Raw genomic sequence first — 26,820 nt, 5'->3', positions numbered from 1 at the left:
TACGGACTCACGACGCGAACTCCTGACTCATGGCACTAGAAGGCGGCGAGGGTGTGCCAGGCGAGGCCGGCGTCCTCGGCGTCGTCCCGCAGGACGACACCCTCGATCAGGCCGTACGGGCGGTCGGCGGCGTAGAAGACCTCGTTGTCGTTCTTCAGCCCGAACGGTGACAGATCCACCAGGAAGTGGTGCTTGTTCGGCAGCGAGAGCCGGACTTCGGCGACCTCTTCGCGTTCCTTGAGCACAGCCTCTCCCATGGCGTACAGCGTCTGCTGCAGGGAGAGGCTGTGCTTGTCCGCGAAGGTCTCCAGCATGATCCGCCGGACCTCCGCGTGGCTCGTGGCCCAGTCGATCCCGTCGCCCTGGTAGCGCCAGCGAGCGGTCACGGCGGTGGCGAGGATCCGGTCGTTCGTCTCGGCCAGCGTCGTGTACTCGTCGCGGGGGAACCCGTGGAACTCCGAACCGGTCGACTTGAGCACCACGAGATCGTCCAAACCGGACACCACCCAGGCCTGGTCACCCTGGACGGTCACGGCGGTCGTCCGCTTTTCACTGCCCGCCTGGGAGAACGCGTGATCGTGGCCGGAGATGCGGTTCCAGCCGTGTTCGTCGATCAGGATCCGGGCGCCGGTGATGTGCTCGAACGAGCCGACGAAATGGCGTCCGAGCCGCAGCGCGAAGTCCTCGATCTCGCCGACCGGGGCTTCCTTGGCGAAGGCGTAGACGGTGTTCTTCTGCGTGTCGGTCGCGACGACGTCGGCGTTGTCGCCGGTGAGGTGTGTCGCCGCGAGGTCGCCGCGAAGCGAAGTCGAAACGGTGAGGTCCTTGAGGTGGTGGACGGTGCCTTCGCGCTGAACGGTGACGAGCCGGACTTCGGCCTTGCCGTACTGGTTGGGGCCCAGGGTGATGGCCACGGGCGATCAGCTCCCTCGATAGGTGGAATAGGCGAACGGGCTCAGCAGCAACGGCACGTGGTGGTGCTCGGTCCCGTCGGCGATGCGGAAGGTCAAGGTGACTTCGGGGAAGAAGGAGTCCGGGCCGAGGTAGGCGCCGGTGTCGAAGACCAGCCGGTACACCCCGGGTTCGAGGGTGTCCGGGCCGAGGTCGCGGATCCGGCCGTCGGCGTCGGTCCGTCCTTCGGCGACGGGGCCGCCCGCGCCGGTTTCGAGCCGGACGCCGACGTCCGCGGCCGGCCGTCCCGCGGCGGTGTCGAGGATGTGCGTGGTCACGAGGCTCATGCCGTCACCGCCTTCTCCAGCCGCAGCGCGGCGATCTTGGCCAGCTCTTGACCGGCCACTTCGAGTTCCTTCCCGGGGTCGTTCGAAAGCCTCGAACGGAGGTTCTCCAGCAGCTCCGCGCCGCTCCGGCCGCTCGCGCAGACCAGGAACACATGACCGAACGTCGCTTCGTACTCGGCATTGGCCGCGGCGAACTCGCGTGCCGCGTCACCGTCCACACCGGACTGTTCCGAGCGGGACCAGCCCGCTTCGGTGCTCTGCCCGCCGGCTTTCTCCCCGATCCGGGGATGGGCCGCCATGGCGCGCCGGACCTCTTCGGGACGCAACGGGGTGAGCGCCTCGGACGCGGCGAGCAGCGCGGCGAGATCGGCGTACGGGCGCCTGGCCAGCAGGGTTTCCACCCAGCGCGGGACGTCGAGGCAGGCGGTCAGCGCCGGCCGGACGTCCTGTGCGGGCGCCTCGTTGAACTCTCGAATGGTGAGCGGCACGGGAACTGACGGTACGGCGACGATTCCGCCGTCGTCAACATTTTGTTGAAACGACTCTTCAGTCTTGGTCGCGGTTGAGGTAGTTGTAGACCGTGAACCTCGTGACCCCCAGTGCCTCCGCGACGGTCGACACCGACTTGCGGAGGCCGAACGCGCCGCGTTCCTTGAGCAGTCGCACCGCGCGCTGCTTGGCGGCGCGGTCGAGGGTGTCGAGTTTCCCGCCGAGTTCGCGTTCGACGTCGCCGATGAGGCGGGCGAGGGCACTGTGCAGTTCGACGGCCGGCTCGCTCGTGTCGTCGCCGACCTGCCGGAGCTGGAGGGTCACACGCGTCGCGCCGCCGTCCAGCGCCGCCCTGGCGATGGCGGGAAGCGCATCGAGGAGGGTGTCGGCGTCGCCGCGGACGAGGGTGCCGAGCGGGCCGAAATCGGCGGACAGGCCCGCACCTTCCGCGGTGTCGCGGGCTTTGACGGCGTGTTCGGGTGGCGGACCCTCGCCGTGGAACGGTTCGCTGGTGAACTCGGCTTCTAACTGCACGAAGCGAAGGTAGCGCCGCCAAGGCTCGTTGACGAGCAGGGTGGCCGGAGTTAATGTCGGAGTGCGAAACCTCGATTCCACCCAGTGGAAGTTGGAGGCTTTTAGATGGACTTGGTGATCAAAGCCGCCCGAGCCGTGACGGCCGCCGGAGAGGTACCCGCGACCATCGGTGTCGACGGCGGTCGCATCGTCGCGGTGGAGCCCGCCGGAGCCGATCTGGACGGTGATCGGGTACTCGAACTCGGCGAGGACGTCGTTCTGCTGCCGGGGCTCGTCGATACCCACGTGCACGTCAACGACCCGGGCCGCACCGAATGGGAGGGTTTCGCTTCGGCGACCCGCGCGGCCGCGGCGGGCGGGGTCACCACGATCGTGGACATGCCGCTGAACAGCCTGCCGCCGACGGTCGACGTCGCGTCGCTGGAGGTGAAGCGCAAGACCGCCGAGGGGAAGGTGCACGTCGACGTCGGGTTCTGGGGCGGCGCGATCCCCGGCAATCTCGCGGAGCTGCGCGGCCTGCACGAGGCGGGCGTCTTCGGGTTCAAGTCCTTCCTGCTGCATTCCGGCGTCGACGAGTTCCCGCCGCTGGACGCGCGCGGGCTCGAAGAGGCGATGACCGAACTGCGGACCTTCGACGGCATGATCATCGTGCACGCGGAGGACTCCGACGCGATCGACCACGCGCCCGACCCGCACGGCGAGAAATACGAAGACTTCCTGCACTCGCGGCCGCGCGGCGCGGAGAACGTGGCGATCGCGCAGGTCATCGAGCTGGCGAGGAAGACCGGCGTCCGCGCGCACATCCTGCATCTGTCCTCTTCGGACGCGCTGCCGATGGTCGAGAGCGCGCGGCGCGACGGCGTCCGGCTGACCGCCGAGACCTGCCCGCACTACCTGAGCTTCACCGCGGAGGAGATCGGCGACGGCGCCACGCAGTTCAAGTGCTGCCCGCCGATCCGCGAGGCCGGGAACCGCGAACTGCTGTGGAAGGGGCTCGCGGACGGCGTCATCGACTGCGTGGTGACCGACCATTCGCCGTGCACTCCCGAGCTGAAACGCTTCGACAGCGGCGACTTCGGGCTCGCCTGGGGCGGGATCGCCGGTCTGCAACTTGGCCTGCCCGCCGTCTGGACCCAGGCGCGGCAGCGCGGGTTCGCCCTCACCGACGTCGTCCGCTGGATGGCCGAACATCCGGCCGCGCAGGCGGGGATGCGCCGCAAGGGGCATCTCGCGCCGGGCTACGACGCCGACTTCAGCGTGTTCGCGCCCGACGAGGCTTTCGTCGTCGACGTCGCGAAATTGAAGCACCGCAACCCGGTCAGCGCCTACCACGGACGGCCGCTGGCCGGTGTCGTCCGGAGCACGTGGTTGCGGGGCGAGGAGATCACCGGTGAAGACCCGGCAGGCGTTCTGCTGACCCGGGGTGATTGCTGAGATGGAGGATGCCGTGAACGACCGTCCTGAGTGGACAGCCCTGCCCGACCTGGCTTCGCGCAAGTTCGGCGGGACCGTGATGTGGGCGACGGACGAGTTGTTCGCCGAGAAGGAGAACCTGGTCAATCCCTGGGTGCCCGCGCACCAGACGGAGACCTTCGGCCCCAAAGGGCAGGTCTACGACGGCTGGGAGACCCGGCGGCACCGCGAGCCCGGCGACGACCAGGCGGTGATCCGGCTCGGCCTGGCGGGCGCGATCACCGGCGTCATCGTGGACACCGCGTTCTTCAAGGGCAACTACCCGCCGTTCGTCTCGGTCGAGGCGTGCGCCGTCGACGGCTATCCCAGCGCGGCCGAAGTGGCTGAAGCGGACTGGGACGTGCTGGTGAAACGCGGCGCGGCGGCGGGGCACACGGAGAACTTCTTCGAGATCGGCGGGAGCAAGCGCTACACGCACGTCCGCCTGACCATGCATCCGGACGGCGGCGTGGCCCGGCTGCGCGTGCACGGCACGCCGATCCCGGACCCGCGCCTCCTCGACCTCGGTGCGCTCGACCTGGCCGCGCTGGAGAACGGCGCGGTGGTCACCGGGTGCAGCAACATGTTCTATTCCTCGCCCAACAACCTCTTCTCGCCGGGGCTCGCCGCGCATCAGGCCGAGGGCTGGGAGACCGCGCGGCGCCGGGACGACGGGAACGACTGGGTCACGGTGCGGCTCGCCGGCGCGGGTGTCGTCCGGTTCGCCGAGTTGGACAACAGCAACCTCAAGGGCAACGCGCCGGGCTGGGCGTCGCTGAGCGGCCGGGACGGTGAAGGCGAATGGGTCGAGCTGCTGCCCAAGACGCGGTTGCAGCCGGACACGCGGCACCGGTTCGCCCTCGCCGAGGGACCCGAGGTGACCGAAGTCCGTCTCGACATCTATCCCGACGGCGGGATGGCGCGCCTACGCCTCTTCGGCGCGCTTTCGGAGCGTGGCCGCGCCGACATCGCTTCACGTTTCGAGGCGGCTCAGGACTGAGCGTCGCGCCGGTTCAGGTACGCGGAGAACAACGAGAGGACGATGCCGACCGAGAAGATCGCGGTGAGCCACCAAGCGCCGCCGATGGACAGGTTCCACACCAGGGCACCCGCCATGAGCAGTGCCATGACGATGTTCCTGATCTGCAGCGGCGTCGGTTTGGCCATGCCGCCACCCTCTCACGGGCCGGGGCAGGCCCTGGTCAGGGGGAGGACTGGCGACGCGAGCTGATCACCCCGGTATTGAACCCGGCGAGGTGGAGCCCACCGGCGAACCGGGCGTGCTCGATCTTCACGCAGCGGTTCATCACCACGTCCAGCCCCGCCTCCTTGGCGAAGTCGGCGACGGGCTCGTGCCACAGGCCCAGCTGAAGCCAGAGCGTGCGCGCCCCGGCCTTGACGACCTCCTCGGCCACGCCGGGGAGGTCGTCGTGCTTGCGGAACACGCTGACCAGGTCGGTCTCGCCGGGCACGTCGGCCAGCGACGGGTACACCGGCCGCCCGAGGAGCTCGTCCAGCCGCGGGTTCACGAAGTTGACCTCGTACTTGCTGGAGGAGAGCAGGTACGTCGCGACGAAATAGCTCGGCCGCGCGGGGTTGTTCGAGGCACCGACGATGGTCACCGACCTCGTCCGCGAGAGGATGCGGCGCCGCTCGACCGCGCCGACGTCGTAGCTCATCCCGCCACCGCCTTGCCGAGCGCCTGATCGAGATCCCACAGGATGTCGTCGACGTCCTCCAGCCCGATCGACAGGCGGATCAGGTCCGGGCCCACCCCGGCCGAACGCAACTGGTCTTCGGAGAGCTGCTGATGGGTGGTGGACGCCGGATGGATGACGAGCGTCCGCGCGTCCCCGACGTTCGCCAGATGCGACAGCAGCTCGACCGAGTTCACGAACGTCTCCCCGGCCGCGCGGCCGCCGTCGACGCCGAAGGAGAACACGGCACCCGGCCCGGCGGGCAGGTACTTCTTCGCGCGGTCGTGGTGCGGGTGCTCCGGCAGGCCCGCGTAGTTCACCCAGGCCACCCGGCTGTCGTTCGCGAGGTACTCCGCGACGGCTCGCGCGTTGGCGACGTGGGCGTCCATCCGCTGCGGCAGCGTCTCGACCCCTTGCAGCAGCAGGAAGGCCGAGTGCGGCGAGAGGACGGCGCCGATGTCGCGCAACTGCTCGGCGCGGAGCCGGGTGCAGAAGGCGTACTCGCCGAAGTTCTCCCAGTACTTCAGGCCGCCGTAGCTCTCAACGGTCTCGGTCATCCGCGGGAACTTCCCGTTGCCCCAGTCGAACTTCCCGGACTCGACGACCACCCCGCCCAGCGTGGTCCCGTGCCCGCCGAGGAACTTCGTCGCCGAATGCAGCACGATGTCCGCGCCGTGCTCGATCGGGCGGCAGAGGTATGGCGTCGCCAAGGTGGCGTCGACGACCAGCGGGATGTCGTGCGCGTGCGCGAGCTCCGCCAGCCCCGCGATGTCGGCGATCCCACCGCCGGGATTGCCGATGACCTCGGTGAAGATCAGCTTCGTCCGGTCGGTGATCGCGGCCGCGTAGTCCTCGATGCCGTCTCCGCTGACGAAGGTGGTCTCGATCCCGAAGCGGCGCAGCGTCCCGGTGAGTTGCGTGACCGTGCCGCCGTAGAGCCCGCCCGCCGAGACGATGTGGTCGCCCGACTCGGCGAGGGCGGAGAACGTCAGGAACTCCGCCGCCTGGCCACTGCCGGTCGCGACCCCGCCGATCGCGCCTTCGAGACTGGCCAAGCGCTCCTCGAAGGCCGCGACCGTCGGGTTGCCGATGCGGCTGTAGATGTTGCCGTACTTCTGCAGCGCGAACAGGTTCGCCGCGTCGGCCGCGTCCTCGAAGACGAAGCTCGTGGTCTGGTAGATGGGCACGGCGCGGGCGCCGGTCGCCGGGTCGGGCGTCCCGCCCGCGTGCAGGGCGCGGGTGCGGAAGCCCCAGGTGCGTTCACTCATCGTGCCCGACGCTACCTCGCGTCCCACTCCGTGACCATCGATCCCAGCACGTGGCTACTTGCGGTCCAGGGTGATCACGGTGCCGGGACGGTGACCGTTCCGGCGCGGGGTGACCGGACGCGGTTCACGCGACACCGCGACCCCGGCGGGCCGGTGCCGGTCCACCGGCAGTACCTCTCGCGAGTTGGTCCGGTCGGCCAGCCGCAGGGACTGGGCCGAGGTCAGCCACTCCTCGGCGGGTTCCGCGATTTCGAGCAGCAGCGCCTCGAACTCCGACCGGGTGGTCTCGAGGATGTGCGGAGCCGCGAGCCACCGCAGCACCTGACGTCCGGTGACCGCCATCCGCTGCCGTGGCGAGGACACCAGCCGCTGGTCGAAGTAGCGGATCAGCACCTCGTCCACGGTGTCCCACGCGTTGGCCGCGCCGAACAGGTCCAGCACGTCCTCCGAACCGAGGATCTTGAAGGCCTCGGTCAGCAGCTGCATGACCTCGACCCGCAGTACGTTCAGATGACCGTACGAGGTGAACTTCAGGTTGTTCCGCAGGTCGAGACCGCTGCGCCGGACGACCGCCACACTGCCGAAACTCGGGTCGTACGCGCGTTCGCGGACGACGTCGGAGATCCGCTTGTCCCGCCAGAACAAGGCGACCTGGTTGCTGAACTGGGTGAACAGCTGGTGGAAATCGGTGTTCGGCCGCGAGTTCGCCGAGCCGAGCCCCTTGCCGTAGCCCAGCACGCGCCGGTACGCGCTGACGCGATCCCGCCGGGTGTAGCGCAGGACGTCGCGCCGGTCGAACCGGTACAGCCCGAACGCGCCGGGACCGTCCGAAAGCCGGATGGCGCCACCCTGGAACAGCTCCTGCAGCTTCTGCACCACACGGAACACGCCGATCCGTTCGTGCTGGTACAGGTAGTACAGATCGCCGACCGCGATGACCCGTTCCGAGGCGACGGTCTCGTCGTAGGCGTCGACACCCGGTGGCATCGCCGTCGCGCCGAGGTCCGCGGCCGAACCGTCGCCGAGCCCGACGAGCTGCGCGATCCCGCCGTCCGCCGGCCCCGGTTTGCCCCGCTGTTCGGCCTCGACGGCGGTGAGCATGTCGTCGAGCTGTTTGAGGACCGCGTCGACGAGTTTCGGATCGCTGCCCAGTTCGTTCGCGAGCTTCCCGGCGACCTGGCCGCGCAAGGCCGCGACCCGGTCGAAGAGTTCCCGGTATTCCTTTTCCGTGCCCATCGTCTTCCTCCCGTACGGGTCCGGCTACTGCCCGGGCCGCTTGCGCGTGGTCCTGGGTTTCGGCGGTTCCTCCGCCTCGGGTGGTGCCTGGCCTTCTCCGGCGCCGTGCCCCTCACGGAGTTCGGCGACCGAAGGCACCGGCGGCGTCCGGCCGGGCGGCGGCGTGAGCTGCGGGGTGGGTGGCGCGGGCGGGTTCGGGTCGGACGACGACGGCGAGCCGTCCCGACCGATCGGCTCGGCGATCCGGACGACCTCCTGGAGGTGGTCGTCGAGTTCGTCGATGGCCCGCTGCACACGGGAGCTGAAGAACCCCGGGGGAAGCGACGCGCGGAAGTTGCCCGGCACGTCGCCGTTCGAACCGCCGGCGCTCTGCCGGGGAAGGTTCGCCACGATCCGCTGCAGCCTTGTCGCGATCTGCAGGAACGACGTGCCGACGCCTTCCTTGCCCGCCGATTCGATGAGCTTGCCGCCCTCGAAGGTGGCGAACTCGCGGATCCAGCGCAGCAGCCCGCCGAGCGACATGGTCCCGCCCTGCGGATCGGGGACGCGGAGCACTTCGAGGTCCTCCTGCTGGACGAACACCGACCGCAGCATCGCGACGACCTCGTCGACCTGCGACGCGGTCGCGGACAGCAGCCGGGAGAGCGCGACCACGGCCGGACCGAAGAACGGCTGGCCGCCGGCCGGCTGCGAGAACGGGTCGATCTTGTCGCGTGCGTCCTGCCAGCCCCTGAACAACGAGACCACCCAATCCGTCAGCGTGATGAAGGAGGTCTGGATGCGTTCCTCCTCGATCGTGTTGACCTTGCCCGAGACCAGGCCGAGCTCGTCCCGCAACTGACCCAGGTGCCCTTGCGTACGGTCTCCGGCGCCGACCGCGAGGCCGCCGTTCCCGAGGAGCAGCAGGAAGAGCTGATCGACCCGCGCCACGCGGATCAACGGGCTCTCCAGCTCCTGCCGGATCTGTTCGAGGTCGTGCCGGACGAGTGCGCGGAAACCCTCCGCGTTCTCGGGATCCGAGTCCGTCCTCAGTGGACGGAGCGAATCGAGCAGCGCCAGCGAGTCCTTGACCGCGCTCCTGGCCCTCGCCGCGAGTGAGGCCTGTCCGCCGGTGACGGCGCCGAGGTCGGCCTGGATCGCGTATCCGCGCGGAGTCCATTTCGCCTCGGTGCGGCCCTGGACCTCGTTCAGTTCGAAACTGCCGGTCAGCGCGGCCACGAAGCCTTTGGTGTCGCCTTCGCGCCACTTCCAGCCGAGCATGTCGCTGATCGTCTGTTCGGCGAGTTTGCCGGGGGCCGCCGCCTGCGGTGGGTACTGCCCGGTCGACAGCGGATACGCGCTGTCGATGTCCTGTGCGCGCGGCAACGTCGCGCCGCGGTCGTCGTTGATCGTCATCGGGTCGCCCCACATCCCTTGAATTCGGCCAGTTCCACTGCTTCACGCCAGCACCGCACCATCACGTCCTCCGCCGAGGACAAGGCGGCGGCGCATTGGTCCACCCCGGCGTGGAAGCTCTTCGCCCAGCCCCGCCATTCCTGTTCCCGTCCGTGCACCGCGCGCAGCAGCCCGGAGACCGCGTGGTGCGAACGGCAGTGCCCGTCCACCCGCCGCCGCAGGTTCAGCAGCGACGACGCCGTGGTGTGCAACGACTCCGCGCTCACCGGGCCCTGTGTCGCGCGCGTGGCCGCCTCGACCTCCCCGGTGCCGTCCAGGACGACCTCGGCGAGATGATCCGCCGCGGCCAGCCCGACGCCGGCGGGCCGGTCTTCGGCGACGCTGATCTCCAAGGCCCGCCAGCACGCGGCCACCTGGTTCACTTCCTTGCCCAGCCGGGAGAATTCGGTGTCGAGCGTCATCTCGCCCTCCTGCCGAGCTCTTCCATGAAGAAGCCGGAAAGCCGTTTCGGCGGGGCCATCCGTTCGTCGAGCGCGAACCGGACCGCGCCGATCAGGAACCGTTCCGGCACCACGCCGGGGGAGACCCCGTCGGCCAGCCTTCCCGCGGCTTCTTCGATCATCGCCTGTTCCTTGGCTTCGAACCGCAGCACCTTCGCCAGGGGACGGTGCCCCAGCGAGGGGAACGAGGTGAAGCACATCGCGTCCACCACCACGGGGATCGCCTTGTCCGCCGTCCTCAGCAGCGCCGGTGGCGCGTTCACCAGCTTCGCCCGCGGGTACAACTTGTGCCACATCTCCGCATACGCGTCCGCGTGCCGGGTGAAACCCATGCGGCGCAACAGCTCCACCGAGATCTTCGCGCGGAGGTACGGCACCGGGTGCACCGCGCGCGGGGCGAACCCGGTCGTTTCGAGCTCGGTGCGCCCGATGACGTCGAACAGCGAACCGACGACCGCCGGGCCACCCAGCAGCAGCGCGGACAGATCGGCGAACGTCTCCCGGTTCCACCTGACCCAGACGCCGGTCACCTCCCTCGGCACCCCCGCTTCGACGAGCCTCGCCGCCACCTGCAGCGGGATCGCCCTAGCGAGGCCGAGATCGTTCTGCAGGTTGTGACTCACCTCGTGCAGGACCGCGCCGAGCGTCCACGGGTTCACCAGCCGGTGGTACGGAAGCTGGATCAGCGGAAAGGGATTCAGCCGGTTCCCCAGGCGCCGCAAGGGAATCCCGCGGCGCGAGGTGGCCGGGCCGGATCCGGTGCGCAGGTAGCAGAACGGCGGCGGGGTCGGGATCGACCGCCAGCGCCCGATCCCCAGATAGGCGTACTGATAGCAGTCGAGCGCCACCCGGTCGCACGCCACCAGCCACGGGGCGAACGCGCCTTGCCGCTGGTTGAACAGATCGAGGTAGAAGTCCCAGACCCCTTCGGTGGTCTTGACCCAGCGCTGTGCCCGGGACTTCGCCCGCAGCAGCCGGGCGAGTTCGGCGCGTGCCGGCCGTTCCACCGCCTCGTCCGCGGCACGGCGCACCGCACGGGTCGCCGAGTACAACGGCTTCCGCAAGGTCGCCATCGTCTCGTTGACCGCCGCGAGATGCGCCCGGCTCGGGCCGGTGGCCGGGTCGCCGAACTCCGACCAGCGGAACGGCCGCAGTGCCTCCAGATGCCGTTCCACGTTGGTGGCCTGGGACAGCACCCAAGCCGTCAGCTCGTCGTCCCCGGACGGCCTCGCCCGCCGGAACCCGGTGGACGAGGCCGATTCACCGGATGCCGCGGGCAGCGCCTCAGCGGCGGCGCGCACGGCCGCGCGCCTTGCCACGACGGGCGGCACCCGCCCTGGCCCGGGGCTGTGCCCTGCGCCCGCCACGGGCGGCGGGACGACGGCGGCGCTGCTGCGGACGGCCGCGGCGGCGCTGCTGCTGGTTCCGGCGGTTCGCGGGCGCGTTCTGCGCGCTGTTCACGGTGTGGCCGACCAGCCGGCGCGTGATGTACCGGGCGTTGATCGGGCGGCCGTCGGCGTACCGGCGCCCGACGTCGCGCGCGGTGCGGCCGATGATCTTCGGGATGTGCCGGACGGCACGGCGGGTCGCCGGGTTGCGCCACAGCTTGCGCCCGAGGTTCACCGCGCCGCGGATCAGCTGCGGACCGTGTTTGATGATCTTCGGCGCCGCCCACTTCGCCGCCTGGAACGCCAGCGGTGCGAGCGCGCCGAGGAAGGCCTCCGCCTCTTCCTCGGTCTCGGCGTTCTCGGCCTGGAAGGCCAGCTGCGCCATCATCTCGGCGTCGGGATAGACCCGCCGCGCCGGATGCGTGAAGTCCTCGTCCTCGGATTCCAATTCGAACTCGTCCTCGAGCTCGCGGACGACGGCCTCGAACTCGGACTCGAATTCGTCTTCGTCCTCGTACTCGCCGTAGACCTCGTCCTCCAGCTCGTCTTCGAGCTCCCGGGCCAGGCCGCCGAGCTCGTCTTCGAACTCGTCCTCGTCCTCGAATTCGCCTTCCAGTTCGTCCTCGAGTTCGTTTTCGAACTCGGCCTCGAGTTCACGGCTCAGCTCGTCTTCCAGCTCGCCGTCCACTGCCGCATAGCCACGGCTCATAACCGTTCTCCTCTGCTCCGGTGAAAATCCGCGATCGCCGGCGCGGTGCGTCGGTGAGCACTGACCCGACACTGCCCGCGCACCGGGGTGCACCGGTAGTCACACGTTCTCGCGTGACATGAATCGACTAGTTCGTACTTGTCACACAAACCGACGATGCGCTTTTCCTGTCGGAGGGGTTTGCTAGAGAAGGAGGGAGACCTAGAGGGGGGAGGCCGGTCTATGTCCACGAGCCCGGTGATGGGATTTCCTGCGTCGTCGCTACACGATCTCGCGCGGCAGCGGGCGACGGTCGTCACGGAGGACGAAGCCGTACGAAACCTGGCGAGATCACTCGTCAGACGTGTCATGGAACTGAACGACGGAGGCTCCGTGCAGCGGAAGCCGCTGCTGGACGTCACCGAACACGGCGTCAGATGCCTGCTCGTCCCGGTGGCGCCGGAACCGCACGACCTGCTCAGCCCGCGCGAACACGAAGTGGCGCGCATGGTCGGGCGTGGCTATACGAACAAGCAGATCGCCGGCGTACTGGAAATCAGCCTGAACACGGTTTCCGCGCATATGCGGCGGATCTTCACCAAACTGGGGGTCGGTTCCCGCGCGGCGATGGTGGCCGCGTTGACCGGTGAGAATCTCGCCGCCGGATGAGGCGGGATGTCTCACGGGCCCCATTGGTCACGAAACCGCTTCGCCGGGCCTGGAGCGCGCAGTCAGGTTGGTCGTGAGTGGCGATTCGGGTTCTAAGCCGAATCGCCACTCACGACCACCTGTACCGATCGGCTTCGGCCCCTGCCGACGTTGCGAAAGCCCAGTCGATTCGCCTTGTCCCGTAAAGAAACCGCGCGCTAACCGAGAGCGGCGCGAAGCCGCCGGTCCCGTTCCGCCGGGGTCTGCCGAGGGCAACTGGTGCACTTCGGATTGCCCGCCTCGTAGATCAGGCAACAGGAAGCACGGCGCACCACCGTGTTCCGTCCGACCCGGGTGAACCGCGGCTCCGGCAGCCCGATCCCGATCGCGGCCACGAGCGGCGCCGCCAGCGCGATCGCCCGTTCGGTGTCGCCGGTCCACAGCAGGCGGTTGCCGATGGAATCCGTCGCGATCGCGCCCAGGGCACGCGGATTCGCCTTGGTGACAGCCGAAATCGTGCCGATCGCGGTGCTCAGCGTTCCGGCGAACGCGGCACCGAGTTCGGCCAGGCCGCCGTCGAGGGCCCGGGACGACCTGGCGCCGGTGAACCGGCCGTCCGGGACGAGGTCGATCGTGACGGCGTCGAGTGACGGGTCCAAGGGTTCGCCGCGTACGAGGGATTCCACCGAGGGCGCGACGAGGACGGAGGAGAGCGAGTACCACCAGATCGTGCCGAGCACTTCGGGCCGGGAGCAGCCGTAGAGCTTCGCGGCGCCGCCGATGCGGGCGCTGACCCAGGCGGCGTCGGCGAGCAGGGTCGCGGGCGCCTCCATCAGGACACCGGCCGGTAGAGCGTGACGCTGAACGAAAGGGTGACGTCGACCGGTCCGGTGATCGCGTCGAGACGTTCACGCCTGCCGTCGCGGTGGAGGTGGTGAGCGCTCGGGCCCATCTCCACCACCTGGCGGATCCGGTCGGGCGCCAACGTCACCCGCTGGGTGACCTCGCGCCGGTCCACCCTGGTGAAACGTTCGCCGAGCGTGTCCTCCAGCCGCGCGTCCTTGCCACCGTCGACGGAGATCACCAGATCGCCCAGTTCCCGGAGGTGACCGTGGTTCGGGGTCGCGACCACCAGCAGCCCGTCCTCGGTCAGGACGCGGTGGAATTGCGAGGCGTTGCGGGGCGCGAAGACGTTGAGGATCAGCGACGCGCTCGAATCCGCGACCGGCCAGGGCTCCCATAGATTCCACACGGCCGCGCCCGCGCGCGCGTGCGCGCGAGCGGCCCGGCGGAGGGCGACGGCGGAGACGTCGAGCGCCAGTCCGTACGCGGCGGGGACGGCGTCGAGCACGTGCGCGAGGTAGTACCCCGTGCCCGCGCCGGCGTCGATGACCATCCCGTTCTCGACATGCTCCGAAGCCACCTTCGCGAGAGCGTCGGCGAGGGGCAGGTAAACGCCCGACGACAGAAGGTCGGCACGGGCCGCGACCATCGGCGCCGTGTCCGCGGTCCCCGCCGGGATGCGTGCATGCAGAAGGTTGACATAACCCTGCTTCGCCACGTCGAAGGAGTGGCCTCGATCGCAACGCACCGTGCGCTCGGTTAACCCGACCGGGTCACCGCAGACCGAACACCGCAACGACCGGACGATCGCCGGTGGCAGAGGGTCATGGCCGGATACACGCGCGTTCATGGCCCTATTCGACCATGAGGTTTCGCAACCGGACAGAACGCACCAGGTCACCGGAAACCTGGCCGTAACAACGCTGTACCGACAGTTCACGCGGGTGAAACCTGAATCGCCGCCCGAGGAAACACCCCGGTCCAAAAATTCCTGCGCAGTACACCCCAGGCACGGGAGGAAGATTGTGCTGAACGCAGGAGACACCGCATGGGTGTTGATCAGCGCCGCGCTGGTCATGCTCATGACACCGGGATTGGCGTTCTTCTACGGCGGCATGGTCCGCGCGAAGAGCGTTCTGAACATGTTGATGATGAACTTCATCGCGCTCGCCGTGGTCGGCGTCCTCTGGACGCTGTACGGCTTCACGATGGCGTTCGGCAACGACGTGGGCGGCGGGTTGCTCGGCAACTTCGACTTCGCGGGGCTCTCGACCATCTCCGGCAAGCTCGCCGGGTTCGCGACCGCCGCGACCAGTACCACGCCCGAGGTCGCCTGGCCCGGCGCGGACGCGCTGCCGCTGTTCGCCTTCGTGATGTTCCAGCTGATGTTCGCGATCATCACGCCCGCGCTGATCTCCGGTGCCATCGCCGACCGCGCCAAGTTCTGGGGCTGGACGCTGTTCGTCGCGGTGTGGGTGACCATCGTGTACTTCCCGGTCGCGCACTGGGTGTTCTCGTTCAACGGCTTCATCAGCGCCGATTCGGTCGGCGGCTGGATCGCCAACCAGCTCAAGGCGCTCGACTTCGCCGGCGGTACCGCGGTTCACATCAACGCCGGTGCGGCGGGGCTCGCCCTCGCGATCGTGCTCGGCAAGCGCAAGGGCTGGCCGAAGGGCACCGGACGCCCGCACAACGTGCCGTTCGTGCTGCTGGGCGCCGCGCTGCTGTGGTTCGGCTGGTACGGCTTCAACGCCGGTTCGGCGCTGGCCGCCAACGACCTCGCCGCCGTCGCGTTCACCAACACCACCGTCGCGACCGCCGCCGCCGTGCTCGGCTGGCTGATCATCGAGCAGATCAAGGTCGGCAAGCCGACCACCCTCGGCGCCGCCTCCGGTGCCGTCGCGGGTCTCGTCGCGATCACCCCGGCGGCCGGATTCGTCAGCCCGCTGGGCGCCATCGCCATCGGTCTCATCGCCGGTGCCCTGTGCGCCCTGGCGATCAGTCTCAAGTTCCGCTTCGGTTTCGACGACTCCCTCGACGTCGTCGGCGTCCACCTCGTGGGTGGTCTCGTCGGCACGCTGCTCATCGGCTTCTTCGGCACCACCAGCGTCAACTCGCTCGGCGTCGACGGCCTGTTCTACGGTGGCGGCCTCGGCCAGCTCGGCAAGCAGGCGCTCGCGGCGGCCGTGGTCCTCGGCTACTCGTTCGTGCTGACCTTCGTCATCGGCTGGGTGATCAAGAAGCTCGGCGGATTCCGTGTCAGCGCGGAAGACGAGGTCAGTGGTATCGATGAGGCCCAGCACGCGGAGAGCGCGTACGACTTCACCGGTTCGGGCGGCGGCCTCGGCCAGCCGAGCTCCATCCCGGTCAAGACGTCAACCGCGGCCACGAAACTCGAGGAGAGCAAGGCATGAAGCTGATCACCGCGATCGTCAAGCCGTTCACGCTCGACGACGTCCGCTCCTCGCTGGAGCAGCTGGGCGTGCTCGGCATGACGGTCAGTGAGGTACAGGGCTACGGCAGGCAGAAGGGCCACACCGAGGTCTACCGGGGTGCGGAGTACTCCGTGGACTTCGTGGCGAAGCTGCGGGTCGAGGTCGTCACCGACGATGCAGGCGTCGAGAAGGTCCTCGACGCGATCACCACGGCCGCCCACACCGGCAAGATCGGTGACGGGAAGATCTGGGTGACGCCGGTGGAGACGGTCATCCGGGTACGCACCGGCGAGCGCGGCTCGGACGCCCTATAGGCGCCCACGATGGCCGACGGGGGTGAACTGGTCAAGGCCACCGAGCGGTTGCTCGAGGGCAGGCACGGGAGGCTAGGGGCGGCCGCGTTGCGCGCGGCGTGCGTCGACCTCTACGAATTCTGGTTGGGCAAGGGCGCTTCGGCGGCCGGCGTCGACACCGCTGAACCCGGTGTCGCGCTGGCCGCCGTCGGCGGCCTGGGGCGCAGCGAACTGGTGCCCTTCTCCGACCTCGATCTGTTGTTGCTGCACAACGGCAACTCGCGCGTCGGCGAGATCGCCGACGCGATCTGGTACCCGCTGTGGGACGCCAAGATCGGCCTCGATCACTCGGTCCGCACGCCGGGTGAGGCGCTGAAGGTGGCGTCGGAGGATCTGCGGACCGCGATGGGGCTGCTCGACATCCGCCACATCTCCGGGGACGCCGAGATCACCGCCAGGCTGGCGGCCGCGGCACGGGACCAGTGGCGGAGGACCGCCCGGAAACGGATGGGCGAACTGTCGGACGCGGTGCGTCAGCGCTGGGCCCGCAGCGGCGAGATCGCGCAGTCGGCCGAGCCGGATCTCAAGCACGGCAGAGGCGGGCTTCGCGACTTCGCCGTTCTCGAAGCGCTGGCGGCGGCACAGCTGACGGCGAGGCCCGGCGAGGAACTGCTAGCGGCCAAGAGCCTGCTGCTCGACGTCCGGACGGAACTACGGCGTGAACTGCGCCGGGAGCGGGACATCCTCAGCGCGCCGGAAGCCGAGACGGTCGCGGGCGAGCTCGGCTTCGGCGATCGGTTCACCTTGGCGCGCAAGCTTTCCGGTGCGGGGCGGACGATCGCGTACGCGGTCGACGTCGCGCTCCGGTCCACTGTGGAACCACCGAAGGCGCGGTTCGGCCGCCGTCCGGTGCGGACGCCGCTCGACGAGGGTGTCGTCCTGCACGGGAACGAGGTCGCGCTGGCGCGGGACGCCCTGCCCGCCAAGGATCCGGCCCTGCTGCTGCGGGTCGCCGCGGCGTCGGCCCGGATCCGCAAGCCCATCGCGCACGGGACCCTGCGGGCGCTCGCCGAAACCGCGCCGGAACTGCGCGCGCCGTGGCCCGCCGACGCCCTCAAGGCGCTGGTGGAACTGCTCGGCGCGGGCGAGGGACTCGTCGATGCCGTGGAGGCGCTGGACCGCACCGGCCTGTGGGCGCGGCTGTTCCCCGAATGGGGTGCGGTGCGGGATCTCCCGCCGAGGTCGCCGGTGCATTCGTGGACCGTCGACCGGCATCTCGTGCGGGCCGCGGTCGAGGCGTCGAAACTGACGACCACCGTTTCGCGGCCGGATCTGCTGCTGATCGGCGCGTTGCTGCACGACATCGGCAAGGGCCGCGACGCGGACCACTCCGAACTCGGCGCGAAGATCAGCGCACAGGTGGCGGCCCGGCTCGGGTTGCCGCCTGCCGACGCGGCGCTGGTGGCGGCGATGGTGCGGCATCACCTGTTGCTGCCGCACACCGCGACGCGGCGGGACATCAGCGATCCCGCCACGATCCAGCGGGTCACCAAGACGCTCGACGACAACCTCGTCCTGCTGGAACTGCTGCACGCCCTGACGACGGCCGATTCGCTGGCCACCGGGCCGGGCGTGTGGACGGACTGGAAGGCGCGCCTGCTCGCCGAACTGGTGTCCGGCTGCGAAGAAGCGTTGCACGGCAAGGGTTTCGTGCCACCGGAGCCGATGGGTGCCGAACAGCGGGAGCTCGTCGCCGAAGCCGTCGCGTCCGGCCGCGGCGAGGTGCGCATCACCGCCGCCGGCAAGGTGGTGACGGTGGTGCTCGCCGTCCCGGCCCGCGCGGAACTGCTGGCCCCCGCGGCCGGGGTGCTCGCGCTGAACTCGCTCGAAGTCCACGCGGCGGTGCTGCGCGGGCACGACGGGGGACGGGCGGGAGTCTTCACGGCGTCGCCGAAGTTCGGCTCGCTGCCCGACGTCACGCTGCTGCGGGAGCAGTTCGCACGGGCGGTCGCGGGGACGCTGCCGCTCACCCAGCGGCTCGCGGCGAAGGAACGGGACTACGGCGGAGGGGAGGCGCCGCCGGCCGGGGCGAAGGTGATCTGGTTCGACGACGAGACCAGCGGGCGCGACACGGTCGTCGTCGAACTGCGTGCCGCGAACCGGATCGGGCTGCTGTACCGGGTCGCGGGCGCGTTGCGCCGGTGCGAGGCCGAGGTGCGGTGGGCGAAGGTGGCCACGCTCGGTGGTGCCGTCGTCGACTCGTTCGCCGTGGCGCCGCGGACCGGCCGGGTCGACCAGGCGTGGCGGTCGAAGGTCGAAGCGGCACTGCTGACGGCCGCTTCCTGACCTCGGGTTCGGGGTGTCGCGCGAGTCGCGGTGGGTAGCGGTGGCAGGATGTGCGCGGTCGAGACCCGAAGGATCCGGAGGGCGGTGAGCGCGTGCTGGAGCACGAGCAGAACCCGCCCGGACCGCAGCGGATCACACTGCCGCCGACCGTCGTCGCCTCCCATCTCCGCGCGTGCGCGGACGACCTCGCCGTTTCCCTCACCGCGTCCGGTACCGCCGCGACCGTGCCCGAACTGCTCAAAGTGGTCCGGCACCTCGTCGCGGGCCAGCAGGCGCTGGCCATCGCGCTCGAAGGCATGGCGGGCCGCGTCGAAGGGGGCGGCGAAGGCGCGCTGGCGACCGCCCCGACGGTCGACGTCGAGGTGGTCGCCGAAGTGCTCCGTGCGGCGGCCACCGCTGTCGACTGTTCGGCCGAGGCGCTCGCCGAATCGCGCCCGTCATTCGAATGTGTGAGCGAATCGGTAGCCCCTGACACCCGTTTGTAGCTGTCCCGCCGCTTCGGCGCGTGGATACGCTGACCAGGCGGAGGTGGGCCATGCGCGCGGTGTGGAAAGGCACGATCGGATTCGGGACCTACGCCATTCCGGTGAAGGTGTACAGCGCGACCGAAGAGCACAACATCCCCCTCCACCAGGTGCACGAGCCGGACGGCGGCCGGGTGCGGGTGAAGTGGGTCTGCGAGGTCGACGGCGCCGAGGTACCCCCGGCCGAGATCGCGAAGGGGTATCCCGTCCCCAACGGCGACGTCGTCCTGCTGACCGCCGGTGACTTCGCGTCGCTGCTCGCACCGACCACCCAGTCGATGGACGTCGTCGGCTTCACCCCGGCCGACCAGGTCGACCCGATGTACTTCGCGCGCGGCTACTACCTGGAACCGGAGCCGGCGGGCACCAAGCCGTACGTGCTGTTGAGCGAGGCGCTGCAGCAGTCCGGGCGGATCGCGATCGTGAAGGTGACCTTGCGGCAGCGCGAGACGCTGGGCGCGCTGCGCGTGCGGGACCAGGTGATCCTGCTGGAGACGATGCTGTGGCCCGACGAGATCCGGCGGCCGGACTTCCCGTTCCTGCACGAGGACGTCGACCTGCGGCGCGGGGAACTGCGGAACGCGGTCTCGCTGATCGAAGACCTCACAGAGGATTTCGAGCCCGGCCGGTACACCGATCACTACCGTGAGGCGCTCGAAGCACTCATCCAGGCCAAGCTGGACGGCGACGACGTCCTCCAGCCCACCGCCGCCGAACAAGCGGAAGGTGTGACGCGGCTGCTCGCCGCCTTGCAGCAGGGCCCGGTCGAGAAGGCCAAGGAAGCGGCGGACAAGGCACGCCAGGCGCGGACGCGGGCGAAGCGGGCTTCGTCGTCGGCGTCGTCGGCCAAGACCAGTTGAGTAGATCTACTCAGGGGGAGTTGGGGGTCTTCACGCTGCCGTGACCCCAGGGTGACCGGGCATGGTTATGCCATCGCGCGGCGAGAGCGCGGGCAGCGAATCGCCTGGTACTGGGGGGCCGGCGATACCGAGTCCCGCGAAGCTCGCCAAGTGTGCTTACGGTCGGCTCGCGGGGAGGCGAGCCTTCCGTAGGGGCTCCGGTACCGGTCTGCGAGGGGCGACCGGTCCCGGAGCCCTGTTTTCTGCGCTAGTAATGACGCATGGGCGAGGCTTGGCCGTCATGCGAGCGCGAGGACTGCCGCGGCGTGCGCGTCCTCGACTTCGACCACTGTCTCGAGCATCTCGAACCCGGGCAGCAGGACGAGTACTTCCGTGGTCTCTCGCTCGGTGCCGAAGTCGATCTCCGGGGGACCACGCTTTCCGGGGAACTCGTCGGGAGGCTCGTCGACGCCGTCGGCAGCATCGACGGCCGTCGCGCGGAGTTCGGCCGCGCGGATTTCGCCGAGACGCGCTTTCCCGGGCTCGCGGTTTTCGAAGACGTCACGTTCTTCGACGCGGACTTCACCGACGCCGTGTTCGCGAGCGCCGTCAGGTTCGACAAAGCCGGTTTTCGGGACAGTGCCTCGTTTCTTCGCAGTCGGTTCGCCGGGTCGGTGACGTTCGAGGGTGCTTCGTTCGAGCAGACCACGTTCGAGGACACGCGGTTCGGCGGGCGTGTCTCCTTCGAGAACGCGAAGTTCGAAACCGACCTGTCATTCTCGCGCGGATTCCCCGATCTCGTTTCGTTCGAGGGAGCGGAATTCGCGGGCGAAGCCGGGTTCGGCTCGTTGCGGTTCGATGGCCGCGCCGTGTTCAGGGGCGCGAAATTCCACGGCGGGGCGAGGTTCGCGGAGGCCCGTTTCCTGGACTGCGCCGACTTCCACGGGGCCGACTTCACGACGGCGGAGAGCTTCGGGCCGGTCACCGCCGAGCAGCTGATCTTCGGACGCGCGACGTTCCGCAGACGGATGCTCGTCGATGCCGAAGCGCCGGTGATGGACTGCTCAGAAACCAGGTTCGAGGAAGGGGCCACGCTCCGGCTGGGCGCTCGCTCGGCGGTCGCCCTGCAGAGGACGTTCTTCGGCAAGGCTTCGACGGTCATGGGAACCGCGTCGGTGACATCGGTCGAGGGAACGGACGTCGCCGACGTCGTGTTCACCGACATCGACCTCGCGAACTGCCGGTTCACCGGCGCGCATCACCTGGACAAACTGCGGCTGGAAGGCGCCTGCACGTTCGGCTCGTACCGCAACCGCCAGGTCCTCGCCGAGGAACGTGCCTGGCGGGCCGACAGAACCGCCCCGGTCGGCCCCCGCCGCATCGCCGACCTCTACCGGCAGCTCCGCAAGGCACAGGAAGACAGCAAGAACGAACCCGGCGCCGCGGACTTCTACTACGGCGAGATGGAGATGCGCCGCCACAGCCCGGCCACCCCGTGGTCCGAGCGTTTCATCCTCCACCTCTACTGGCTCGTCTCCGGCTACGGCCTCCGCGCCCTCAGGGCCCTCGCGACCCTGGCGGTCCTCATAGCCGTCGTGAGCACGAGCATCTGGTTAGGCGGCTTCAAGACCACGCCCGCCTTCGGGGACACCCTCATCTACGTCGCCCAGAGCACCGTTTCGCTGGACACGAAACTGGCGACGCTGCCGAAGGAGCTGACCCCGTTCGGCGAGGTCCTGCGGCTGGTCATGCGCGTCCTCGGGCCGCTGCTGCTCGGACTGACCCTGCTGGCCGTCCGCAACCGCGTCAAACGCTGACCTCGGACACCGACTACCCTGGGAAGCCGCCGGTTCGTACCGGCGAGCCACAACGACCCAGCTGGAGCGTGCACACCCGTGTTCGACACCCTCTCCGATCGGCTCACGTCCGCCCTGCAGACCCTGTCTCGCAAGGGCAGGCTCTCCGACGCCGACATCGACGCCACCGCGCGCGAGATCCGGATCGCGCTGCTCGAGGCGGATGTCGCGCTGTCTGTGGTCAAGGACTTCATCGCCCGGATCAAGGAGCGCGCCAAGGGCGCCGAGGTGCACGGCGCGCTGAACCCGGCGCAGCAGGTCATCAAGATCGTCAACGAGGAACTCGTCACCATCCTCGGCGGCGAGACCAGGCGGCTCACGTTCGCGAAGAACCCGCCGACGGTGATCATGCTCGCGGGTCTGCAGGGTGCCGGTAAGACGACGCTCGCGGGCAAGCTCGCGATGTGGCTGAAGAAGCAGGGCCACGCGCCGATGCTCGTCGCGTGTGACCTCCAGCGCCCCAACGCGGTCACGCAGCTGCAGGTCGTCGGTGAGCGGGCCGGGGTCGCGGTCTTCGCGCCCGAGCCGGGCAACGGCGTCGGCGACCCTGTCGACGTCGCCCGCCGCGCCATCGACGAGGCCAAGCGCGCCCAGCACGACATCGTCCTGGTCGACACCGCCGGCCGTCTGGGTGTCGACGAAGAGCTGATGAAGCAGGCCGCGGACATCCGCGACGCCGTTTCGCCGGACGAGACGCTGTTCGTCGTCGACGCGATGATCGGTCAGGACGCGGTCACCACGGCCGAGGCGTTCCGCGACGGCGTCGGCTTCACCGGTGTCGTGCTCACCAAGCTCGACGGTGACGCCCGCGGTGGTGCCGCGCTGTCGGTCCGCCAGGTCACCGGCCAGCCGATCCTGTTCGCCTCCAACGGCGAGAAGCTCGAAGACTTCGACCTCTTCCACCCGGACCGGATGGCCAGCCGGATCCTCGGCATGGGCGACGTGCTCAGCCTCATCGAGCAGGCCGAGCAGCACTTCGACCAGGAGAAGGCCGAGCAGACCGCGGCCAAGCTCGGCAGCGGCCAGCTCACCCTCGAGGACTTCCTCGAGCAGATGCTCGCGGTCCGCAAGATGGGCCCGATCGGCAACCTGCTCGGCATGCTGCCCGGCGCCGGGCAGATGAAGGACCAGCTCGCGCAGGTCGACGACAAGCAGCTCGACAAGCTGCAGGCGATCATCCGCGGCATGACCCCCGCCGAGCGGGCCGACCCGAAGATCATCAACGCCTCGCGCCGCGTCCGGATCTCGAAGGGGTCCGGTGTCGCCGTCCGCGACGTCAACGACCTGGTCAACCGGTTCTTCGAAGCGCGCAAGATGATGGCGCAGATGGCGGGCCGCTTCGGCTTCGGCGGCGGAGGCGGCGGCAGCAAGAACCGCAAGGGCAAGAAGGGGAAGAAGGGCAAGGGGCGCGGCCCGACGCAGCCCAAGGTCCGTGGCGGTTTCCCCGGCGGCATGCCGATGCTGCCCCCTGGCGGCGGGATGCCCGGCGGAATGCCCGATCTCTCCCAGCTCGGCGGCATGAACGACGTACCCGGGTTCGACCCGAAGAAGTTCAAGCTGCCGAAGGACAAGTAGCCCGTGGAGGCGCTGCACCTGGCCGGCGTCGTCCTGCCGGACGGCGAGCACCGTGAGCTGTGGGTCACCGGCGGCCGGATCACGACCGAACCGGTGGCCGGAGCGGAAACCGTTGTCCGGGAAGGCTTTCTCGTTCCCGGCCTGGTCGACGCGCACTGCCATCCCGGGATCGGGGTCGGCGGCGCGACCACCCTCGAAGAGGCCGCCGAGCAGGCGATCACCGACCGCGACGCCGGGACGCTGCTGATCCGCGACTGCGGGCTGCCCATCGACGTCCGGCCGTTGCAGGAGCGCGCCGATCTGCCGCGGATCATCCGCGCCGGACGGCATCTCGCCTTGCGCAAGCGCTACATCCCGGGCCTCGGTATCGAACTCGAAGACCCTTCCGAGCTGCCGAAGGCGGTCGCCGAGCAGGCCCGTGACGGCGACGGCTGGGTCAAACTCGTCGGCGACTGGATCGACCGCGGGGTCGGCGATCTCGCGCCGCTGTGGCCGGACGACGTCCTCGCCGAGGCCATCGCCGCCGCGCACGCCGAGGGCGCCAAGGTGACGGCGCACGTGTTCGGCCAAGCCGCGTTGCCCGGCCTGATCGACGCGGGGATCGACTGCCTCGAACACGGCACGGAGCTCTCGTCGGACCAGCTGGGCGTCCTCGCCGAACGAGGCATCGCGCTGGTGCCGACCCTGATCAACATCGAGAACTTCCCCGGCATCGCGGACAAGGCGGGCAAGTACCCGGTGTACGCGGACCACATGCGGGCGCTGCACGCCGGCGTGGGGGAGATGGTCTCGACGGCGATCGAGGCGGGTGTCCGGGTGTACGCGGGAAGCGACGCGGGCGGCATGGTCGAGCACGGCAGGCTCGTCGACGAGATCGAGGCGCTGCACAAGGCGGGCATGTCCGCGGAGCAGGCGCTGGCTTCGGCTTCGTGGGCGGCTCGCGACTGGCTCGGCGTGCCGGGGATCGCCGACGGCGCTTCGGCCGATCTGCTCGTCTACCCCACCGATCCGCGTGAGGATCTCGCGGTGCTCCGGCATCCGAGCCACATCGTGCTGCGTGGCAAGATCTACGCCTGACCCGACTCCACCTGTGACCGGAGCGGTACCTAGCGTGGAGGCGTGGTGGACGACGGGCAGGCTCGCGAGCGTCTGGTGCTCGGAGCGCACTGGGGATTCGTAGCGTTCTTCGCGGGCATCGCCGGATACCACCTCGTCACGCTCGTCATGAGCTTCCTGATGTCGGGCCGCTTCGGTGGCTACGACCCGCTCGAACTCCGTGACGTCGGCCCGCTGCTGATCCTCGCCTTCCTGCCGACCCTCGTCCTCGGGCTCGGCCCCGCGGTCGGTTCGCGCGTCTGGGGGCAGGGGCTTCGTACGGACTTCGGGCTCAAGCCCACCTGGCGCGACGTCCGGATCGGGCTCGCCTGCGGAGCCGCCGCGCTCGCCGCCGGCTACCTCCTCAACCTGCTCCTGCTCGCCGTGTACGGGACCGACAGCGACGAGAGGACCTTCTCCGACGTCTCGCCGGGGCCGATCACCGAACTCTCGGGCACCACCGAGGGCGACACGATCTGGCTGGTGCTGGCCGCGGTCATCGTCGTCCTCGCCGCTCCGGTCACCGAAGAACTGCTCTTCCGCGGCACGCTGTGGAACGCCATGGGTTTCCATCGCCTGCCCTCGTGGGTGATCCTGCTGGTCACCGCGCTCGTGTTCGCCCAGTTGCACGGCGAGGCCGCGCGCACGATCGCGTTGTTCGGCCAGGGGATCGCCATCGGCCTCGCCCGTTATCTGTCCGGCCGGGTGAGCGCGTCGGTGATCGCGCACGCGGCCAACAACCTCCCACCGGCTGTATTGCTCTTCGCGGCGAGGTGATCGCCGCTCCAGGCGGTTAGAGTCTTTGAGTAACCGAACGATCACCGGAGGATCGGCGTGACCGTATCTCAGCCCAGGGAGCCGATCCCCGAGGCGGCGCCGCCGGACGAACTCACTGCCGGAGGTGAGGTGGCCGCGCCCGACACGCCACCGCCGCATCGCTGGGGATTCGGGGCCTTCCTCCTGGTGGAGGCCGTCCTGCTGGCGTCGGCGGCGTTCATCAGCGTCCTGCTCGGCGACGTCCAGCCCGGCCAGCCCCTGCCGATGCGCATGGTGCTGCTGGGCACCATGGTGCCGACGATGGTCGCCGCCGGGGTCGCGCTGCTGATCACCCGGCTGCGGGGCAACGGCCCGTTCACCGACCTGCGGATCGGCTGGAGCTGGGCCGACGTCAAGGTCGGGCTCAAACTCGGCGTGCTCGGGCTCGGGTTGACCTCGCTCGCCGCCTACGTGTGGACACAGGCCGTCGGCAACGAGAACGCGACGTCGGCGATCAGTGCGCTCGTCGAAGACCGGCGGATGTCGGTCTCGGCGGCCGTCGTCATGTTCATCTACCTGTGGCTGGTCGGGCCGATCTGCGAGGAGATCATCTACCGCGGCCTGCTCTGGGGCGCGGTGGAGCGATTGACCTGGCGCACCGAACGCTGGGGGAGGATCGCGGCGTTCCTGGTCTCCACGGCGGTTTTCGCGGCGAGCCACCTCGAACCGCTGCGCACCACCCTGCTGCTGGTGATCGCGATCCCGATCGGGCTGGCCAGGGTGTTCACCGGGCGGCTGCTCGGCAGCGTGGTCGCCCATCAGGTGAACAACTTCCTCCCGGCCGTGACGATCCTGCTCGCCTCGCTCGGGATAGCCGCGTTCTGACAGCCAACTAGCGTCTGGCAGAATGTACGCTTGCCTGCTTTGGCCGGACCCTCTCACCGCGCCCGAGCTCACCCTTCGGGTGTGCGCAGCCGTGTCCCCACTCGGCTGGCGTGCGCCTTCCACATGCATCAGAGAGAACTGAGGAGTACCCACACCCGTGGCCGTCAAGATCAAGCTGCAGCGTCTCGGCAAGATCCGTGCGCCGTACTACCGCATCATCGTCGCCGACGCGCGCACCCGCCGTGATGGCAAGGCCATCGAGACGATCGGCAAGTACCACCCCAAGGAAGAGCCGAGCTTCATCGAGGTCGACACCGAGCGGGCCCAGCACTGGCTGTCCGTCGGCGCCCAGCCGACCGAGCCGGTCCAGCGCATCCTCGAGATCACCGGTGACTGGCAGAAGTTCAAGGGCCTCCCGGGCGCCGAGGGCACCCTGAAGGTCGCCGAGCCGAAGCCGTCGAAGCAGGACCTGTTCAACGCCGCGCTCGCGGCCGCCGGTGACTCGGCCTCCGCCGAAGCCACCACGCCGAAGAAGAAGTCCGCCCCGAAGAAGGCCGAGGCCGACAAGGCCGAAGCCGCCGAGGGTGACAAGGCCGAGGCGTGAGCTTCCTCGCTGACTCCCTCGAGCACCTGGTGCGCGGGATCGTCGACAACCCGGACGAGGTCCGGGTCGAGCTGCTGACCACGCGCCGTGGCCGCACGCTCGAGGTGCACGTGCACCCCGACGATCTCGGCAAGGTGATCGGCCGGGGCGGTCGTACCGCGACCGCCCTGCGCACCGTCATGGGCGGCATCGGTGGCCGCGGCGTCCGCGTGGACGTCGTCGACACCGATCGCTGA

Annotated in this window: 29 protein-coding genes; 15 read left to right on the top strand and 14 right to left on the bottom strand. The window is 69.4% G+C overall.

The window, feature by feature from the left end:
• Positions 1-35: 35 nt before the first annotated feature.
• From pucL to AORI_RS70735, 4 genes are read right to left on the bottom strand one after another with little or no spacing between them, the layout of a single operon-like run.
• Positions 36-914: a factor-independent urate hydroxylase gene (pucL, locus tag AORI_RS70750; RefSeq protein WP_016336257.1), complete on the bottom strand. Its 879-nt coding sequence runs from the start codon at positions 912-914 to the stop codon at positions 36-38.
• A 6-nt stretch (positions 915-920) separates the two neighbouring features.
• Positions 921-1,238 (bottom strand): hydroxyisourate hydrolase, encoded by a 318-nt coding sequence (uraH, locus tag AORI_RS70745; RefSeq protein ID WP_016336256.1) that lies wholly within the window; start codon positions 1,236-1,238, stop codon positions 921-923.
• Positions 1,235-1,726, bottom strand: coding sequence for a 2-oxo-4-hydroxy-4-carboxy-5-ureidoimidazoline decarboxylase (gene uraD / locus AORI_RS70740; protein WP_016336255.1), 492 nt, complete (start codon positions 1,724-1,726; stop codon positions 1,235-1,237). The genes uraH and uraD overlap by 4 nt, the downstream gene beginning before the upstream one ends.
• A gap of 58 nt (positions 1,727-1,784) precedes the next feature.
• On the bottom strand, positions 1,785-2,261 hold the full coding sequence (locus AORI_RS70735; RefSeq protein WP_016336254.1) for a helix-turn-helix domain-containing protein: 477 nt from the start codon (positions 2,259-2,261) through the stop codon (positions 1,785-1,787).
• Between the two features lie 105 nt (positions 2,262-2,366).
• On the opposite strand from AORI_RS70735, the gene allB reads away from it, so the two are divergent.
• Both allB and alc read left to right on the top strand, forming a co-directional pair.
• Positions 2,367-3,695, top strand: a complete 1,329-nt coding sequence (gene allB, locus AORI_RS70730) for an allantoinase AllB (RefSeq protein ID WP_016336253.1) — start codon at positions 2,367-2,369, stop codon at positions 3,693-3,695.
• 1 nt (position 3,696) lies between these two features.
• On the top strand, positions 3,697-4,713 hold the full coding sequence (gene alc, locus AORI_RS70725; protein ID WP_043848304.1) for an allantoicase: 1,017 nt from the start codon (positions 3,697-3,699) through the stop codon (positions 4,711-4,713).
• On the opposite strand, the gene AORI_RS83950 is transcribed toward alc, so the two are convergent.
• The 8 genes from AORI_RS83950 to AORI_RS83535 are packed head-to-tail and all read right to left on the bottom strand — an operon-like array spanning position 4,704 to position 11,906.
• Positions 4,704-4,880, bottom strand: coding sequence for a hypothetical protein (locus AORI_RS83950; protein ID WP_167337779.1), 177 nt, complete (start codon positions 4,878-4,880; stop codon positions 4,704-4,706). The genes alc and AORI_RS83950 overlap by 10 nt on opposite strands.
• Positions 4,881-4,915: 35 nt before the next feature.
• Positions 4,916-5,392: a CoA-binding protein gene (locus tag AORI_RS70720; RefSeq protein WP_016336251.1), complete on the bottom strand. Its 477-nt coding sequence runs from the start codon at positions 5,390-5,392 to the stop codon at positions 4,916-4,918.
• On the bottom strand, positions 5,389-6,678 hold the full coding sequence (locus AORI_RS70715) for an O-acetylhomoserine aminocarboxypropyltransferase/cysteine synthase family protein (protein WP_016336250.1): 1,290 nt from the start codon (positions 6,676-6,678) through the stop codon (positions 5,389-5,391). Before AORI_RS70715 ends, AORI_RS70720 begins: the two co-directional genes overlap by 4 nt.
• Before the next feature lie 54 nt (positions 6,679-6,732).
• On the bottom strand, positions 6,733-7,914 hold the full coding sequence (locus AORI_RS70710; protein ID WP_016336249.1) for a hypothetical protein: 1,182 nt from the start codon (positions 7,912-7,914) through the stop codon (positions 6,733-6,735).
• A gap of 24 nt (positions 7,915-7,938) precedes the next feature.
• Positions 7,939-9,309, bottom strand: a complete 1,371-nt coding sequence (locus tag AORI_RS70705) for a hypothetical protein (protein ID WP_043849090.1) — start codon at positions 9,307-9,309, stop codon at positions 7,939-7,941.
• Entirely contained in the window at positions 9,306-9,770 is a 465-nt protein-coding gene (locus tag AORI_RS70700; RefSeq protein WP_016336247.1) for a hypothetical protein, read from the bottom strand. Before AORI_RS70700 ends, AORI_RS70705 begins: the two co-directional genes overlap by 4 nt.
• Positions 9,767-11,110 (bottom strand): hypothetical protein, encoded by a 1,344-nt coding sequence (locus tag AORI_RS70695; RefSeq protein ID WP_016336246.1) that lies wholly within the window; start codon positions 11,108-11,110, stop codon positions 9,767-9,769. Before AORI_RS70695 ends, AORI_RS70700 begins: the two co-directional genes overlap by 4 nt.
• A complete protein-coding gene (locus AORI_RS83535; RefSeq protein ID WP_016336245.1) occupies positions 11,094-11,906 on the bottom strand; it encodes a hypothetical protein in 813 nt (270 codons plus the stop codon). Before AORI_RS83535 ends, AORI_RS70695 begins: the two co-directional genes overlap by 17 nt.
• Positions 11,907-12,278: 372 nt before the next feature.
• Here AORI_RS83535 and AORI_RS70685 point away from each other — a divergent pair, with 372 nt between their 5' ends.
• On the top strand, positions 12,279-12,554 hold the full coding sequence (locus AORI_RS70685) for a helix-turn-helix domain-containing protein (protein WP_228688217.1): 276 nt from the start codon (positions 12,279-12,281) through the stop codon (positions 12,552-12,554).
• Between the two features lie 197 nt (positions 12,555-12,751).
• Here the strand turns inward: AORI_RS70685 and AORI_RS70680 are convergent, their stop codons facing one another.
• Positions 12,752-13,366 carry a (2Fe-2S)-binding protein gene (locus tag AORI_RS70680; RefSeq protein ID WP_016336243.1) on the bottom strand — a complete coding sequence of 205 codons (615 nt, stop codon included), beginning with the start codon at positions 13,364-13,366 and terminating at the stop codon, positions 12,752-12,754.
• Positions 13,366-14,226 carry a putative RNA methyltransferase gene (locus AORI_RS70675; RefSeq protein WP_063751887.1) on the bottom strand — a complete coding sequence of 287 codons (861 nt, stop codon included), beginning with the start codon at positions 14,224-14,226 and terminating at the stop codon, positions 13,366-13,368. The genes AORI_RS70680 and AORI_RS70675 overlap by 1 nt, the downstream gene beginning before the upstream one ends.
• A gap of 175 nt (positions 14,227-14,401) precedes the next feature.
• Here AORI_RS70675 and AORI_RS70670 point away from each other — a divergent pair, with 175 nt between their 5' ends.
• From AORI_RS70670 to AORI_RS70615, 12 genes are all read left to right on the top strand, one after another.
• On the top strand, positions 14,402-15,790 hold the full coding sequence (locus tag AORI_RS70670) for an ammonium transporter (RefSeq protein WP_016336241.1): 1,389 nt from the start codon (positions 14,402-14,404) through the stop codon (positions 15,788-15,790).
• On the top strand, positions 15,787-16,125 hold the full coding sequence (locus AORI_RS70665) for a P-II family nitrogen regulator (protein WP_016336240.1): 339 nt from the start codon (positions 15,787-15,789) through the stop codon (positions 16,123-16,125). The genes AORI_RS70670 and AORI_RS70665 overlap by 4 nt, the downstream gene beginning before the upstream one ends.
• Before the next feature lie 9 nt (positions 16,126-16,134).
• The gene (locus AORI_RS70660) at positions 16,135-18,450 is read left to right on the top strand and encodes a [protein-PII] uridylyltransferase (protein ID WP_016336239.1); all 2,316 of its coding nucleotides are present in this window, start codon (positions 16,135-16,137) and stop codon (positions 18,448-18,450) included.
• 92 nt (positions 18,451-18,542) lie between these two features.
• Complete coding sequence (locus AORI_RS70655; RefSeq protein WP_046199850.1) at positions 18,543-18,935, top strand: hypothetical protein; 393 nt, start codon at positions 18,543-18,545, stop codon at positions 18,933-18,935.
• A gap of 50 nt (positions 18,936-18,985) precedes the next feature.
• On the top strand, positions 18,986-19,834 hold the full coding sequence (ku, locus tag AORI_RS70650) for a non-homologous end joining protein Ku (RefSeq protein WP_016336237.1): 849 nt from the start codon (positions 18,986-18,988) through the stop codon (positions 19,832-19,834).
• Positions 19,835-20,094: 260 nt separating this feature from the next.
• Complete coding sequence (locus AORI_RS70645; protein WP_046199849.1) at positions 20,095-21,630, top strand: pentapeptide repeat-containing protein; 1,536 nt, start codon at positions 20,095-20,097, stop codon at positions 21,628-21,630.
• Positions 21,631-21,708: 78 nt separating this feature from the next.
• On the top strand, positions 21,709-23,244 hold the full coding sequence (gene ffh, locus AORI_RS70640; RefSeq protein WP_007032900.1) for a signal recognition particle protein: 1,536 nt from the start codon (positions 21,709-21,711) through the stop codon (positions 23,242-23,244).
• 3 nt (positions 23,245-23,247) lie between these two features.
• The gene (locus tag AORI_RS70635; protein ID WP_016336235.1) at positions 23,248-24,321 is read left to right on the top strand and encodes an amidohydrolase family protein; all 1,074 of its coding nucleotides are present in this window, start codon (positions 23,248-23,250) and stop codon (positions 24,319-24,321) included.
• 45 nt (positions 24,322-24,366) lie between these two features.
• On the top strand, positions 24,367-25,116 hold the full coding sequence (locus tag AORI_RS70630) for a CPBP family intramembrane glutamic endopeptidase (protein WP_016336234.1): 750 nt from the start codon (positions 24,367-24,369) through the stop codon (positions 25,114-25,116).
• A 57-nt stretch (positions 25,117-25,173) separates the two neighbouring features.
• The gene (locus AORI_RS70625; protein WP_016336233.1) at positions 25,174-25,980 is read left to right on the top strand and encodes a CPBP family intramembrane glutamic endopeptidase; all 807 of its coding nucleotides are present in this window, start codon (positions 25,174-25,176) and stop codon (positions 25,978-25,980) included.
• A gap of 157 nt (positions 25,981-26,137) precedes the next feature.
• A complete protein-coding gene (gene rpsP / locus AORI_RS70620; protein ID WP_005154724.1) occupies positions 26,138-26,584 on the top strand; it encodes a 30S ribosomal protein S16 in 447 nt (148 codons plus the stop codon).
• Positions 26,581-26,820 (top strand): RNA-binding protein, encoded by a 240-nt coding sequence (locus AORI_RS70615; RefSeq protein ID WP_003103110.1) that lies wholly within the window; start codon positions 26,581-26,583, stop codon positions 26,818-26,820. Before rpsP ends, AORI_RS70615 begins: the two co-directional genes overlap by 4 nt.

The sequence above is a fragment of the Amycolatopsis keratiniphila genome (genome assembly GCF_000400635.2).
Taxonomy (GTDB): Bacteria; Actinomycetota; Actinomycetes; order Mycobacteriales; family Pseudonocardiaceae; genus Amycolatopsis; species Amycolatopsis keratiniphila.
This window is presented reverse-complemented; position numbering and strand designations above follow the sequence as displayed.